Annotated in this window: 11 protein-coding genes, 1 tRNA gene and 1 pseudogene; 3 read left to right on the forward strand and 10 right to left on the reverse strand. The window is 61.3% G+C overall.

Going from position 1 to position 14,222, the window contains the following annotated elements:
- Positions 1-19: 19 nt before the first annotated feature.
- On the forward strand, positions 20-2,047 hold the full coding sequence (locus J2X24_RS07555; protein WP_209718982.1) for a TonB-dependent receptor plug domain-containing protein: 2,028 nt from the start codon (positions 20-22) through the stop codon (positions 2,045-2,047).
- A gap of 311 nt (positions 2,048-2,358) precedes the next feature.
- Here J2X24_RS07555 and J2X24_RS07560 read toward each other — a convergent pair whose 3' ends face one another.
- The 9 genes and pseudogenes from J2X24_RS07560 to J2X24_RS07600 form a co-directional block, all read right to left on the reverse strand.
- The gene (locus tag J2X24_RS07560) at positions 2,359-4,275 is read right to left on the reverse strand and encodes a peptide MFS transporter (protein ID WP_209718985.1); all 1,917 of its coding nucleotides are present in this window, start codon (positions 4,273-4,275) and stop codon (positions 2,359-2,361) included.
- A gap of 134 nt (positions 4,276-4,409) precedes the next feature.
- On the reverse strand, positions 4,410-5,780 hold the full coding sequence (locus tag J2X24_RS07565; RefSeq protein ID WP_209718988.1) for a glutamate--cysteine ligase: 1,371 nt from the start codon (positions 5,778-5,780) through the stop codon (positions 4,410-4,412).
- A gap of 344 nt (positions 5,781-6,124) precedes the next feature.
- A tRNA-Ser gene (locus tag J2X24_RS07570) sits at positions 6,125-6,195 on the reverse strand.
- A 380-nt stretch (positions 6,196-6,575) separates the two neighbouring features.
- Positions 6,576-6,710, reverse strand: a pseudogene (locus tag J2X24_RS22905) (RNA methyltransferase PUA domain-containing protein); the annotation flags it as partial.
- Between the two features lie 285 nt (positions 6,711-6,995).
- The gene (locus J2X24_RS07580) at positions 6,996-8,918 is read right to left on the reverse strand and encodes a M61 family metallopeptidase (RefSeq protein ID WP_209718994.1); all 1,923 of its coding nucleotides are present in this window, start codon (positions 8,916-8,918) and stop codon (positions 6,996-6,998) included.
- Positions 8,919-9,006: 88 nt separating this feature from the next.
- On the reverse strand, positions 9,007-9,576 hold the full coding sequence (locus tag J2X24_RS07585) for a hypothetical protein (RefSeq protein WP_209718997.1): 570 nt from the start codon (positions 9,574-9,576) through the stop codon (positions 9,007-9,009).
- Positions 9,577-9,650: 74 nt separating this feature from the next.
- Positions 9,651-10,535: a pirin family protein gene (locus J2X24_RS07590; RefSeq protein WP_209719000.1), complete on the reverse strand. Its 885-nt coding sequence runs from the start codon at positions 10,533-10,535 to the stop codon at positions 9,651-9,653.
- 34 nt (positions 10,536-10,569) lie between these two features.
- Entirely contained in the window at positions 10,570-11,256 is a 687-nt protein-coding gene (locus tag J2X24_RS07595) for a hypothetical protein (RefSeq protein ID WP_209719003.1), read from the reverse strand.
- Positions 11,257-11,435: 179 nt separating this feature from the next.
- The gene (locus tag J2X24_RS07600; RefSeq protein WP_209719005.1) at positions 11,436-12,821 is read right to left on the reverse strand and encodes a cation:proton antiporter; all 1,386 of its coding nucleotides are present in this window, start codon (positions 12,819-12,821) and stop codon (positions 11,436-11,438) included.
- A 227-nt stretch (positions 12,822-13,048) separates the two neighbouring features.
- Here J2X24_RS07600 and J2X24_RS07605 point away from each other — a divergent pair, with 227 nt between their 5' ends.
- Positions 13,049-13,294, forward strand: coding sequence for a type II toxin-antitoxin system Phd/YefM family antitoxin (locus J2X24_RS07605; protein ID WP_245344526.1), 246 nt, complete (start codon positions 13,049-13,051; stop codon positions 13,292-13,294).
- A 102-nt stretch (positions 13,295-13,396) separates the two neighbouring features.
- Positions 13,397-13,900: a type II toxin-antitoxin system VapC family toxin gene (locus J2X24_RS07610; RefSeq protein ID WP_209719011.1), complete on the forward strand. Its 504-nt coding sequence runs from the start codon at positions 13,397-13,399 to the stop codon at positions 13,898-13,900.
- On the opposite strand, the gene J2X24_RS07615 is transcribed toward J2X24_RS07610, so the two are convergent.
- Positions 13,897-14,160 carry a hypothetical protein gene (locus tag J2X24_RS07615; protein ID WP_209719014.1) on the reverse strand — a complete coding sequence of 88 codons (264 nt, stop codon included), beginning with the start codon at positions 14,158-14,160 and terminating at the stop codon, positions 13,897-13,899. The genes J2X24_RS07610 and J2X24_RS07615 overlap by 4 nt on opposite strands.
- Positions 14,161-14,222: the final 62 nt, after the last annotated feature.

The raw sequence follows: 14,222 nt of genomic DNA on the forward strand, positions 1-14,222 counted from the left end.
ACGCCGTATGGGTTCGTCCTTGAGAAAAGCCATTCTGTTTGCCTGCGTGGCGATTCCCGCCCTCGCCGCCGGCAACCTCGCGGCAAACGCGCAGACCGCCAGCACTGCCGAGGCCGGCGAGACTCAGGTCGTCCGCTACGAACCCGACTTCTTCAAGCCGTTCCAGGTCACGACCGCGCTCGACATGGTCTTTTATGTTCCCGGCTTCAGCTTCTCGGGCGGCCAGGACGTGCGTGGCTTTGCCGGCGCGGCCGGCAATGTGCTGGTCGACGGCCAGCGCCCGGTGAGCAAGAACGGCCTGGACATGACGCTGAACAATATCAGCGCCTCCCAGGTCGAATATGTCGAGCTGATCAGCGGCGGCGCGCCCGGCATCGACATGCAGGGCTACGGCAAGGTCGTGAACATCGTTCGCAAGAAAGACGGCAAGGCGACCATCAATTTCGGCGGCAATATCAAGTTCTATCCGCACGACGACCTGCCGGCCGGCTTCTTTTCCTACAGCCGTAACCGCGACGGCAAGACGACCGATATTTATGTGGAAGCCTTCCGGTTCAACGACAACGGCGTGTTCAACGGCCACCGCTATACCTATACGCCCGACATGTCGGATACGACGCCGGAGTACATGTATATCGACCAGATCGGCGGCGGCTGGGGCAATCTGATCAAGATCGAGCACTCGCGCCCCTTCGCCGGCGGCAAGCTGGCCTTCAACGGCAGCTATAACCCGATCTATTTCGACATGGATTCGGCCTATGATTCGACCGAAGACGGCATCGAACACCTCGACTATAAGGAAATCGACAGCGAGATCGGCGTGCAATGGGAACGCAAGCTAACCAAGTCGCTGACCCTGGAGCTGAACGCGCTCAGCACGCACGAGCGCGAGAGCCAGACCGACGTCTATTCCGAACCGGGTTTCGAGGCGACCTATACGGCGCTGGGCCTGACGGACGAGCGCATCTTTTCGGCCAAGCTGAGCTGGCAGCTGAACGAGCGCTTGAGTTTCAAGTTCGGCGCCGAGAACGTCTATAACAGCCTCGACAACGCCTCGCTCTATACCGAGGACGGTGACGCGCAGAATGTCCCCTCGGATGTCGTGACCGTCGAAGAGGACCGCAACGAATACTTCGTCGTGTCCAACTGGCAGGCCATGCCGAAGCTGAACATCGAGGCGGCCTTGAAGGTCGAAACCTCGACGATTTCGGTGAAAGAGGAGAACCGGTCGGAATCGTTCGTCTACCCCAAGCCGAAGATCCAGGCGGTGTGGTCGCCCAACGAGGCGTGGAAGGTGACCTGGCGGTCGGAGCGGATCTTGGGCCAGCTCGACTTCGGTGATTTCGCCTCGTCCGTGTCGCTTCTGGACCAGGTCATCAAGGCGGGCAATCCGGGCGTCGTGCCGCAGAAGCAGTGGCAGCATGCCCTGACCTTCGATTACAAGTTCTGGGACAAGGGCGCGATCTCGGTGACGTTCGAGCGCAACGACCTTGAGGATACGCTCGATCGGCTGGCCATCGTCACGGCTGACGGGGTTTATGATGCCCGCGGCAATATCGGCGACGGCCGCATCGACGCCGTTTCCACGACGCTGAACCTGCCGCTCGACAAGCTGAAGATCAAGGGCGGGCTGCTCAAGCTCGACTATACGCGGCGCTGGACGCAGGTCACGGATCCGATCACCGGGGCGGGCCGGCTGATTTCGAACATCAATCCGGACAACTACACGATCAATTTCAGCCAGAATCTGGTGAAGTGGCGGACCAGCTGGGGCGTCGAAATCATCAGCATGAACAACGCGTCGGAGTACCATGCGCGCGAACTGTACCGCTACAGGTCGACGCCTTGGTACGCGTGGTGGGCGGAGTACAAGACGACCAACGGCCTGACATACGCCATCGTCCTGCAGAACCCGCAACGGCGGCACAATGAGCAGTATCGGACGACCTGGGCGGACCTGCGGGAAAAGAGCGCGGTCGAACAGCAGCAGTATACGCACTATGAACAGAAGCCGTGGGTGATCGTGCGCGTACGCAAAGACCTGTAAACTTATGGGGTGTGGGGGCTGTGCCCCCGCAAACCTTTTCTTTTCCAACAGAAAGCCTCGCCCCCCTAAAGGGCGAGGCTCAGGCTACTGACAAACCCCCTATCTTTTTTGAGAAGGGCCAATTGCCACAATTTGATTCCGATATGTTCACCGCTTGATTCCGAGACGTTCCGTGAATCAGGTGGCAATATACCGCATGAAAATTGTCCACAGACTTTGTCAGCAGCCTGAGCCTCGCCCCCCTAAAGGGCGAGGCTTTCTGTTGGATCAGGGAAGACGTGGGGGCACAGCCCCCACACCCCATAAGTTTTTCAGTGCGTCTGCGTCGTCACCTGGTCGATCGGCCGGCTGTCATTCGCACCATACGACCACTTCTTCAGCACGAAGCTCAGCAGGAAGAAGACGACGCCGATCCCCACACCCCACCAGCCAATGGTGTTGAACGTCTTCAGCGACGATTCAAGCGCCGCCTGGTTGCTGGTCACCACGCCACCAACCGTTTCGGTCCCGGCGGTTTCGGCGATCTTGGCGGCGATGAACTGGCCGATCGATGTCCCCATGAACCATATGGCCATCATGGTCGCGACAAGCGTCGGCGGCGACAGCTTCGTCTGCTGCGACAGCCCAACCGGCGACAGGGTCAGTTCCCCGATGGTGTGGAACAGATAGGTTGCCATCAAGAAGTAGACCGGCAGGCGGAACTGACCGTCGGCCAAAGGCGCCGCCCACACCAGCACCAGAAAGCCCAGGCCGACATTGGCGATACCGAAGGCGAACTTCTTGACCGGATCCGGGTCCTTGTTGACATTCCCCAGAACCGTAAACAGCCAGGCGAAGAACGGCGCCAGGATCAGGATAAAACCGGCGTTGAAGGTCTGGGTCTGCGAGGGCGTCATGCCCATGTCGATCCAGGTGTAATTCGCAGGCAGGGTCATCGCCGCCAGTTGCTCACGGGTCGCGAGAACAAACGCACCGTCCCCCGGCACGCCCCCCGAACCACCGCCACCCCAAATAATCGGATTGGAGATCGTCGTCAGGTCGGTATTGCGTTCGGCGAACAGGCTGAGCGAAGAGCCCGCCTGCTCGAACAAGGCAAAGAACACCGCGGCACCGCCCGACAGGAACAGCGCCAGGCCAAGACGGAAGCGCTCCTCAACCGTATGCTTGGTGAACATCTGCCAGAAAACATACAGCAGGATGATGCCGAAGCCCGCGCCCAGCGCGTAACCAACAATGGCGTTCCGCTGGATCAGGAAGTAGACGATCGGAATACAGGCGATGCCGGCCAGATAGATCAGCACCTCCTTGTTGATCGGGCCGACCTTTTCTTTCAGCACTTCCGGCTTAGGAGGTTCGCCCTTGCCTTCCAGCCACGGCTTGCCCAACACAAAGAAGAGCAGGCCCGCCGCCATGCCGACGCCGGCCAGGCCGAACCCGGCCCACCAGCCGACATTTTCCCCCAGATAACCGCATAGCGCCGCGGCCCAGAACGAGCCGAGATTGATGCCGTAATAGTAGAACTGGAAGCCGGCATCGCGGCGCGGATCGTTGTCGCGGTAAAGCTGGCCGACGATCGAGGAGATGTTCGGCTTCATGAAGCCAACACCCATGATGATCAGCGACACGCTGAGGTAATAGAACTGCTCGGCCCAAGGCGTCACACTCTTGATGCCGGAGGTGAAGCTGCCCTTGGGAAGTTCGGCCGGCAGCGGCGCATCGGCCGGCAGGTTCTTGATGTCGTAACCGCCATCGGCGCGGCCGGCCCAGTCATAGAGCTTGCCGTTGACCTCAAGCTTGACGGCGCGGGACTGGCCCTCGCCTTGCGCGACGAACTCGTAGGTCTGGCCCTTGTAAGTCAGGGTCTCGACATTGGCGGTGCCTTCGATGGCCATGCCGCAGTGCCCCAGCACCAGCAGGATCGCGCCATAGGTGATGGCCTTGCGTGTCCCCAGCCAGCGGTCGGCGAGGAAGCCGCCCAGCAGCGGCAGCAGATAGATCAGGGTCGTATAGGAACCGTACTGCTGGGTCGCCTTTTCGTCGGTGAACAGGAAGTGGCGCACCAGATAATAGATGAGCAGGGCGCGCATGCCGTAATAGGAAAAGCGTTCCCACATCTCGGCGAAGAAGCAGACGAACAGACCTTTCGGGTGGTTGCGCATCTGTACGAGCACGGGAATAAGCGTCGCGATCGTGACGATGATCCCGGCCAGGATAACGATATTGAGCATTCTGATCTCGCAAAGGGCATTGGATCGCGCTGTCGGGCACGCGACTTTTTTTATGACAAGATCAGCAATTGGATCGTTTGGCAAGCAACGATCTCTGTTGCGGTTGCGAATGCAACCACGTTTCCCGGCAAGGGTTAATAGGCCTCTTCGGCGTACAGCTTTGTCAAATCGCCCTGCCACTCGCCATGGTATTTTTCAAGCAGGCGATCGGCCGGCGTAAGCCCTGAGTCGGCAATATCGAACAGTTCGCCGAGATAGCCCGTCTCATCGACAAAGCCGCCGGACAGTTTTTCACGGCGCTTCAGGCCTTCGCGGGCGATGTTCAGCACGTCCATGGTCCAGTCCTTGACCGGGCGGCCGGCTATGTCGCCCTTCAGGCCGGTCTTGGCGGCCATGCCGCGCAGGATGTTGTGATCCTCGACGGTCCAGTGCTTCACCAGTTCCCAGGCGGCTTCGAGCGCGGCCTGGTCGTACAGCAGGCCCGCCCACAGCGCCGGCAGCGCGCACAGGCGACTCCACGGGCCGGCGTCGGCACCGCGCATTTCGAGGTATTTCTTGAGGCGTACTTCCGGGAACAGTGTCGTCAGGTGATCGGCCCAGTCGTCCATGGTCGGGCGCTGGCCCTGAAGCGCCGGCAGGTCGCCCTTCAGGAAGGCCTTGAAGTCCTGGCCCGAGGCGTCGATATAGCCGCCATTGGCCGGCACGTTGCGCTTGACGAAATACATTGGCACATCAAGGGCATAGCGGGCGTAGCGCTCGAAGCCGAAGCCGTCCTGGAAGACGAAGTCGAGCATGCCGGTGCGATCGGCGTCGGTATCGGTCCAGACGTTGGCGCGCGCCGACAGGAAGCCATTGGGCTTGCCTTCGGTGAAGGGCGAATTGGCGAACAGGGCCGTTGCGATCGGCTGAAGCGCCAGCGACACACGGAACTTCAGCACCATGTCGGCCTCTGACGCGTAGTCGAGATTGGCCTGGACGGTGCAGGTACGCAGCATCATGTCGAGGCCGAGCTTGCCGACCTTGGGCATATAGGCGCGCATGATGTTGTAGCGGCCCTTGGGCATGACGGGCGTCTCTTCGCGCGTCCACAGCGGCGAGAAGCCGACGCCGACAAAGCCGAGGCCCAGTTCGGAGGCGACGGTCTTGACCTCCTCGAGGTGCTGTCCCGTCTCGTCGCAGATGTCGTGGATGGTCTCGAGCGGCGCGCCCGACAATTCGAACTGACCGCCGGGCTCCAGCGATACGGACGCGCCCTTGCGGCTTAGCGCGATGACCTTGTCCTTCTCATAGACGGGCGCCCAGCCGAAGCGCGTCAGCCCGTTGAGCATGGCTTCTATGCCGTTCGGTCCTTCGTAAGTGGGACGGCGCAGGGTATCGAGATGGAAGGCGAACTTCTCGTGCTCGGCGCCGATGCGCCACTGGTCGCGGGGCTTACTGCCCTTCTCGAAATAGCTGACCAGCTCGCTAAAGGACTGAATTGGCTCCGCTTCGGAATTATAAGCCATATGTCTCAGTCCCTGTTACAGTCTATACAATCCGCCGCCTATATGGGACGGCCCGTGCGCACAAACAAGTCAGCAATTCTAATTTCTAATCCCCTCTCCCCGCTTGCGGGGAGAGGGTAGGCGCCGGGCGGCGAGCCTGAGGGGCAAGCGGTGTTTTACGCACGTACCGAAGCTATTCACTTATCTCCAGTCACCCACCGCCGCCTGATAAAGCGTCAGCGCACTGATCGCCGCGGTATCGGCGCGCAGGATGCGCGGCCCCAGATTGACCGGATGCACATTAGCAAGGCCGCGCAGTGTGTCGCGTTCGACCTCATCGAACCCGCCCTCCGGTCCGACCAGAATGGCGGACAGAGAGGGATTTGAACCCTCGGTGGCTTTCAACGCATCCAGCATGGGCCGCGTGGCCTTGTCCGTCTCGTGGGTCGAATCCTCGTCACCGAAGAATACCGCATCGTACGGCATGTCGGCCAGCAGCTTTTCGAGCTTCACCGGCGCCAGTATCTCCGGAACGTCCAGCCGCTCGGTCTGCTCAGCGGCCTCCTGGGCGATCAGGCGCAGGCGTTCCACATTGGTGTGGTCGGCATTCGACCGACGAGTGATCAGCAACTGGATCTTGGCCGCGCCCAGTTCCGTTACCTTCTCGATGATGGTCTCCAGCCGCGAACGCTTGATCAGCGCGATCAGCAGCACCGGTCCCTGCCCTGCCGGTTGCGGCCGTGTCTGCTCGATCAGGGCTATGCGCACCGTCTTCTTGCCGACCTCTATGAGTGTCGCCTTCCATTCGCCGTCACGGCCATTGAAGACGGCGATCTCGTCCCCCACGCCCTTGCGCATGACGGCAGCCAGATAACGCCCCTGCTCGGGTGGCAGGGTTAGCCCAAGGCCTGGCGCGAAGTCGGGACTGTCAGAAAGGTAAAGGCGGATCATGAGGTTGCGTTTAGGCGTGCAATGTTTTCACGGCAAGTCCGGTTTACGCAAGTTACGAAAGAAAGAAGGCCCCGCCCACCGCCTTCGGCGGTCCCCCCTCCCCATAAATGGGGAGGGCGAAGACCTTACGAGCACATATCTCGATGTCTCAATCCAGAAACGAAGGATGCCAGGAACTCCCTGCATCTCGCCCTCTCCATTTATGGGGAGGGGGAACCGCGCCGTGGAGCGGCGTGGTGGGCGGGCTTCTTACTTCCACAACGTGACAAGCCCACCGCCCGTACCTTACTTCTTCTCGGCCAGGATAGCGTCCAGCAGGGCCGGCTTGCCTTCGATGCGCTCCAGTTGCGGGTAACGATGTCCGCCCTTGTAATCGATCGTGTAGGTTTTGTAGGTCTTGCCGCGCTTGATCAGCAGTTCGACCGGCTTACCGTCGGCTTTCGCCGCGTCAGTGATAGCGGCTTTCAAGCCATCGGCATCGAAGGCCTGGCCGTTGACAGCGATCACGGTCATGCCCTGGCCCAGTCCCGCTTTGAAGGCCGGGCTGTCCCAGAAGACGCTGGCGATATCGCCCGTCGCCGTCGTGACTGAAAGGCCGGCCGAATAGCTGAGGTCGACGATCTTCAGCTTCTTTTCACGCGCCTTGTACCAGTTGGTCGGCTTGTCCTTGTAGACCAGCCTGTAGCCGCCGCGTTCCAGCCCATCGAGGAAGCTGCCTTCGGACGTTTCGGCGATCCGCTTTTTCAGGAAACCCGACCAGTCATAAGGATAGACACCATTGAGCGCGGCCACCACGTCTTCGAAAGTGTAGGTTTCCGGCGTGAATTGACCGTCCTTGACGCCGAAGAAGACCGCCGCGAAATCGTCAAGCGACTTCTTGTTGCCGGTCTTCTCGCGGATCAGGGTGTCGGCGTCGAGCCAGACCAGGAGGCCGACGCTGTAATAATCCTCGTTGCGCTGCTGGCTGAGCCAGTTCTTGGGCGCGCGCGCCGAAATGATGGGGTCATTGGTGGTATCGAGCACCGGCCGCCACTTCGACCCGGCGTAGTTGTCGTAAAGCGCCGCGGTCAGGGCCAGCGCTTCCTTCGTCATGTCCGGCGTGTACATGCCGGCACGCGCCGACAGCATATAACCCCAATACTGGGTCTGGCCCTCATAGACCCACAGCAGGCTGTTCTCCATCGGCTGGAGGAAGTCGGGCTTGTGGGAATCCGCACCCCAACGGAACTTGCCGTCCCACGAATGGGTGAATTCATGCGCCAGCAGATCGCGACCGACATATTCGTTGGCCCAGTCGGTGAAGTAGGCAGGCTCGTGGCCGTTTTCCGACGAACGGTGGTGCTCAAGGCCGATGTCGCCGAGCTCGTCCGACAGATGAAGGAGGAAATCGTAGTGGTCGTAATGCTGTGACTTGAAGAGCTTCAGGCTTTGCGACACCAGCTTGCGGTGCATGGCGACCTGCTCGTCGGTCGCCGCCAGGTCGCCCGGCTTGTCGGCGAAGACATTAAGACGCACAGGCGCCTTGCCATCCGGTGTCAGATCGATAAGCCTGTAATATTTGCCCGCAAACATCGGCGAATCAACGAAGGCGTCATAGGGCAAGGGCTTGAAGGTCACGGAGCCGTCCCCGCCTTCCGACGCCACTTCCAGCGCAGAGGCGAATCTCCAGCCCTGCGGCAACTTCAACGACAGCGCGACCGGAATACGGCTGGTGTAATAGCCCGCCGGATACATGGACAGGTTTTCCCACTGCAGGTTGGCCATGAGGTCGGTCACGACCACACGCCCCGCCGTCGTGGTCATGGGCGTCAGGAAGTCGAACTCGGCGGTCACCTCGGTCACGCCTTCGGGCACGGTGACGTGGAAGGCCGTCATTTCGACCGGGTCACGCAGCCAGGTCAGCGGCTTGCCCGCGCTTGAGAAGCGGATATTGGCGATCTTATCGGTTTGCGGGCGCGGCGCGTGCTTGCCCGGCAGCCACCGCGGCATGACCAGAACAAAATCACCGGCCTTGCTGACCGGCACGGTCTGGCGGACGCGCAGGACGCGCTGCTGGGTGTCGGTCGCGTCGACAAAGACCTTCAACGTGCCCGGAAAGGCGATGTCCTGCGACGCCGGAATGGGTTGCACGGCCGGAGCCTGGGCAAAAGCATGAGGAGAGAGGCAGGCGGCCAGCGCGGCGGCGCTGATGAAGCTGAGAAGACGCATGAAATATCCTTGGGTACGCGGTCCGGCAGGCCAGCCAAGCCCAGATTGTCACAATTGTAAAGATGGAAACAACACGCGCTTCGGTAGGCTACTTGCGGTAACTCGCCACAAGCGACTGGAAGACCGGCAGGAATTCGTCGCGCACCGCCTCTGAACGGGCGCCAAGGATAAAGACGAGATAGTATTTCACACCGTCGCGGTCGACCTCCTCGCCATAGGCGACGACCTCCCACAGGCCGTTCGTGTCCTGCGGCGCCGGGTCGAAAATGCGGCTGGGCAAAACCTGCGCGTCGGCCGTGGTGAAATCGGCGCCGGAACGGACCCTGAGGCCCGGATGGGCACGCTCGAAGGTCGCCTGGTCGTCGGCCATGAAACCCGCCACCGTCACGGCCTGCCCTTTCAGCGGCTGGGCATTGGCGTAGATGAAGACGTCGTCGCGGCCGTCCTTTGGGACCAGGAAGGCGACGTTATAAGCCTGACTCAGGCGGGTGTCCTGCGCCCACTTCGGCGGCGGCACAAGCCTGGGCCACCAGCGCAGGCACAGGCCGTCGCACTTGGGGTTGTCGAGCATGGCGGTCTTTATGATTTCGGCGGACGCGCCGACGGGCGCGGCCAACACCGCTATCCCCATCATCGCCGAAACGATCGCCCGCTTCATGCCCAAGCCCCCCGGGGCTACCCAATCCCTGCCCGTGTTCACTGTAACACAGTTACGAGGCTTGACCAGACCGTCTATTCCGGCAGGGGAATGAACTCGACCTCGTCGCCCGGGACCTTGGCGAAGCGCTGCGCCTTCCAGTCTTCCTTGGCCTTTTCGATGCGCGCCGGGTCGGACGACACGAAGTTCCAGTAAAGATGGCGTTCGCTCAACGGCTCGCCGCCAATGATGACGAAGTGCGCATCGTCCCCGGCCTGAATCCTGACCTCGATACCCGGGGCCAGGACGACCATGGTGTGAGCCGGGATGCGCAGGCGGTCGATCGTGACTTCGCCGTCGCAGACATAGAGGGCGCGCTCGGGCACGGTGTCGGGCGCTTCCACCACATGGCCGGCCTTGAGGCGGACTTCGACATAGAGGGTCTTCGCATAGGTTTTCACCGGCGACGTCAGGCCGTAGGCGCCCCCCATCATGACGCGGATGCTGGCGCCGCCATCCTCGACGCCGGGAATGGCTTCGGACGGATAGTGGTAAAAAGCAGGATCGATTTCCTCGTCGGCTTCCGGCAGGGCCAGCCACAGCTGCAGCCCGTCGAGATTGCGCTTCTGCCTCAGCGCCTCGTCCTCCTCGCGTTCGGAATGGACGATACCCCTGCCCGCCACCATCAGATTGATGTCACCGGGCGAGATGACCGAGCGCGTGCCCAGGCTGTCGCGATGCAGGATGTTGCCTTCGAACAGGTAGGTGACGGTCGCCAGGTTGATATGCGGATGCGGCCGGACATTGATGCCGATGCCCGGTTGGAAGACCGCCGGCCCCATGTGATCGAAGAATATCCACGGGCCGACCATGCGCCGCTTGGCGAACGGCAGCAGGCGGCGGACGTGGAATCCGCCCAGATCCTTTTCACGCGCCGGGATGACCATCGAAATCGAGAAAGGCAGTTCCACTTCGCTCATTCAAAGTCTCCGAGAGTTGGGTGTGGGCGATAACTTATCTGCGGCGCTTGCGGCGCGATTTTTTCTTGCTCTTGGCGGGGGCCGCGGCCTTGGGCGCCTCGTCGGCGGCAGCGGCCTGGGCCGGCGGTGCGGCCGGAGCCGTGACAGCGGCCGGCATGGGGAGCAGCTCGACCGTCTGCTTCAACGCGATGTCGCGCTGGGAGAAGCGGTCGCGCAGCGTCGCCTGGATCGTGTATATGCCCGGCTTGTCCTTCGGTTCGAAGGTCACGACCGGCACGCGGTCACGGTTGTCGAACACGCCCCTGCCCTGGCCGATACTGCCCAGCCACACCGGCAGGTCCTTGTAGTCGCTGTTGGCGTAGATGGTGCCGTCGGGCGCCAGGATCTTCAGGTCCATCGTCACCTTGCCGACCGAGTTGAGGTCGCCGGCCGGCCCGGTGAACAGCACCTTGATGGCCAGCTTGGCGCCCGGCTCCGCGCGGGCGACACGTGACAGGCTGCGATTAGCGGTCGAAGGCTTGTTGAACTCAGCCAGCTCGGTTTCGGGAATAACAACCAGTATGGCCGAAAACGGCCCGTTGCGATCAGGGAAGCCCGCTCCAGCGTCATAGCTGGTCGTCGCGGTGGAATTGGGGACGGCAATGGTCGGCGTCTGGGCCAAGGCCAGCCCCGCCATCATCCAGATGCCTGCTACGCCCGTGACGAAAAGGCTTCGCTTCATGCCCTCTTCCCCTTGCCCCTCTTTCCCCTTGAATGTGTACATCTTATGTCACGCCGCACCGCAACATGACAACAAAAAGAATCCGTGTCCGCGGGAACGAACACGGGGGACAACAAAAAAGTCCCGTGTCCGCGGGAACGGACACGGGAGAGGCACTAGGGACAGGGAATGCTTTGGTATCAGGCGGTCGTGTTGTCGGGAACCGCGTCCAGTTCACCGGACTCGCGTGCCTTTTTGCCGTAGACCATTTCGAAGATCGGCGACGCCATGACCGTGGTGATGATGGCCATCATGACCAGCATGGCGAACAGGGGCAGGCCAATAATGCCCTTCTGCAGGCCGATATTGATAATGATCAGTTCCATCAGGCCGCGCGAGTTCATCAGCGCGCCGATGCCAAGAGCCGTGCGGTTGTCTTCGCCGGTGGCGCGGGCTGCCAGGTAGCAGGCGCCGAACTTGGCGGCGACCGAGGCGGCCAGGATCGCCAGGGCGACCAGCAGCATCGACCACGAATTGACCATGTCCATGCGGGTGTTCAGGCCCGAATAGGTGAAGAACATTGGCAAAAGGACGATGACCGCGAACGGCTCGACCTTCTTCTTCAGTTCCTCGACAAACTTGCCGCGCGGCATGGCCGTGCCCAGGATGAATCCGCCGAAGATGGCGTGAATGCCGACGGCGTCCATGACGAAGGCCGCCAGGAAGAAGCAGATCATGACGATGGCCAGGACGGTGTAGCTCATCTCGCCCTTTTCCTCGACCATGCGGCCGAGCGGCGCCAGCAGCTTGGCGCCAAAGAAGATGACGAATAGCGCGAACGAAATGCCGCCGACGATGGCCAGGACGGCCACGCCCGGACCGGCGCCGAAGGTCGCCAGCACCACCGCCAGGACGCACCACGACACGGCGTCGTCGAACGCGCCGGCGGTCAGGGTCAGGGTGCCCAGCGACGAATTGCTCAGGCCGCGCTCGTGGATGATGCGCGCCAGCATCGGGAAGGCAGTCAGCGCGATACAGGCGCCCATGAACAGGGTTGCGTTGAAGCGCGAAATGCCCGGCGTGAACAGGCCAGGCACGGTCAGGAGCCACGGCGTGATCAGGATGGCCAGGGCGAACGGCGCGGCGATGCCGGCCAGCGACACGGCCATGGCGCTTGGGCCCTTGCTCTTGAAGTGGTCGGCGCGAAAGCCAGTGCCCACCATGAACATGTAGAGACCGACGCCGAACTGCGCGCCGGTATAGAGGACGTTCTTCATTTCCTTGGGGAAGATGGCGCCCTGCACTTCGGGGAGAAACAGGCCGAACAGCGATGGCCCCAGGATAACGCCCGCGATCATTTCACCAACGACCTGCGGCTGGTGCAGCAGCTTCTGGCCCAGCCAGCCGACGACACGACAGGTGACGATGATCACGGCCAGCTGCAGGAAAAAGTGGATCGAAAAATCGCTCGGCGCATAAAGCTTGGTGACGCCGTCGGGTCCCAGCGGGCCGTGCGGCGACAGAACCGTGGCGATTTCGTGAAGGGTGGCGTCCCATATATTGGGCGCCGTCGATGCGGTAATCATAGTTTCTCCCGGACTTTCAATTTCGAAAAACGGACTGTTTTCGCCGTCTTGGTCCAAGGCTAGTGTCGATATTCGCGTTATGGCAAGCGTAAATTTTCCATAAGGACGGATATCAACCTGTTTATTTTACTTAGGAAAATTTCTGTTGCACAGCGACAACACTGTAGTAATGTAGTAACAAAAATTTCGGTGGTTAATTGTAGAAATGTAGAATCGAAATGAGCACCATGACCAGTCGCGAATTCAACCAGGATGTCGGCAAGGCCAAGCGCGATGCAAGGCTCGAGCCGGTCTTCGTCACCGATCGCGGCCGGCCGACCCACGTGCTGATGAGTTTCGACGCCTTTCGCCAGATAACCGGAAGAACCGAAACGATTGTTGACCTGCTGGCCATGCCGGAGCCTGAGGCGGAAGCCGTCGATTTCGACGCGGCGCGCGGCGGCAGTTGGGACCGTCGCGAGGAAGGCTTCTAGATATTGCTCCGTTTCTCTAAAGAAACGGAGCAATATCTAGATTTTTCGTGGTCGCATGCTTGACCCAAAAACCGGTTTCCACTTTTTGGAGCACGCTCCAGCATGTATCTGCTCGACACCCCCGTCATCGCCGAACTGCGCCGCGCCAAATCTGGGCGCGCCGACGAACACGTTACGCGCTGGGCCTCGAACGTGCCCGCCCAGAACCTGTTCATCTCGGTCATGAGCCTGCTCGAACTGGAAGGCGGCATCGCCGAGGTCCAGCGCAAAGACAAGGTGCTGGGCACGGCCCTGCGCTCATGGATCGACGAAACCGTGCCGGCGGCGTTCGAAGGCCGGATCTTAAGCGTCGATCTGGCCGTCACCAAACGGCGCGCGGGCCTGCCCTTCTCAGACGGCAAGGACCGGGACGCTTTGCTGGCAGCCACTGCCCTGACCCACGGCCTGACGCTCGTAACCCGCAGCCTGTCGGCTTACCGCTTCTCAAAAGTGAAGCTGTTCAATCCCTGGGGCTATACACCCGAGGATGAGGACGCCGAGGCCGACTGGCAGGACGTGTCGCGCAGCGGCCCGCTGTGGCTGAAGAATCTCTTCCTGCGTTTTTAAGGCGCCTTTTCGGCATCGGCCTTTTCAGCGTCGAGTATCTCGTCGTCGTCATCGTGCACGACCACGACGCCGTCGTCAGGCATGGTGTCGGAACGAATGTCGATGGCGGCGCCCGCGGCGTCACGCGGAACAGGCTCGATATCGACCGGCATGCCGCGTAGATCGCCGTTGTAGCCGTCTTTCCGGAAGGTGCGCGCCTGGCGTTCGCCCTGTTGTCCGTCGCCGGACCTGTCCGCGGGCGTTGATTTCAGATCGTCCATATGCGCCTCCATTGCTGCGTCGGCGCAAGCCTAATCTTTGGCGAATAAGATGAAGCTACAGG

Origin of the sequence: Asticcacaulis solisilvae, from assembly GCF_017875235.1 — a bacterium.
In the GTDB taxonomy this organism is placed as follows: Bacteria; Pseudomonadota; Alphaproteobacteria; order Caulobacterales; family Caulobacteraceae; genus Asticcacaulis; species Asticcacaulis solisilvae_A.

What these genes read in the sequence shown, in the direction of transcription:
- J2X24_RS07615 (WP_209719014.1), bottom strand. Translation starts at nt 14,160, where the DNA reads ATGGACGATCTGAAATCAACGCCCGCGGACAGGTCCGGCGACGGACAA.
- J2X24_RS07560 (WP_209718985.1), bottom strand. Translation starts at nt 4,275, where the DNA reads ATGCTCAATATCGTTATCCTGGCCGGGATCATCGTCACGATCGCGACG.
- J2X24_RS07565 (WP_209718988.1), bottom strand. Translation starts at nt 5,780, where the DNA reads ATGGCTTATAATTCCGAAGCGGAGCCAATTCAGTCCTTTAGCGAGCTG.
- J2X24_RS07600 (WP_209719005.1), bottom strand. Translation starts at nt 12,821, where the DNA reads ATGATTACCGCATCGACGGCGCCCAATATATGGGACGCCACCCTTCAC.
- J2X24_RS07590 (WP_209719000.1), bottom strand. Translation starts at nt 10,535, where the DNA reads ATGAGCGAAGTGGAACTGCCTTTCTCGATTTCGATGGTCATCCCGGCG.
- J2X24_RS07605 (WP_245344526.1), top strand. Translation starts at nt 13,049, where the DNA reads ATGACCAGTCGCGAATTCAACCAGGATGTCGGCAAGGCCAAGCGCGAT.
- J2X24_RS07595 (WP_209719003.1), bottom strand. Translation starts at nt 11,256, where the DNA reads ATGAAGCGAAGCCTTTTCGTCACGGGCGTAGCAGGCATCTGGATGATG.
- J2X24_RS07580 (WP_209718994.1), bottom strand. Translation starts at nt 8,918, where the DNA reads ATGCGTCTTCTCAGCTTCATCAGCGCCGCCGCGCTGGCCGCCTGCCTC.
- J2X24_RS07610 (WP_209719011.1), top strand. Translation starts at nt 13,397, where the DNA reads ATGTATCTGCTCGACACCCCCGTCATCGCCGAACTGCGCCGCGCCAAA.
- J2X24_RS07585 (WP_209718997.1), bottom strand. Translation starts at nt 9,576, where the DNA reads ATGAAGCGGGCGATCGTTTCGGCGATGATGGGGATAGCGGTGTTGGCC.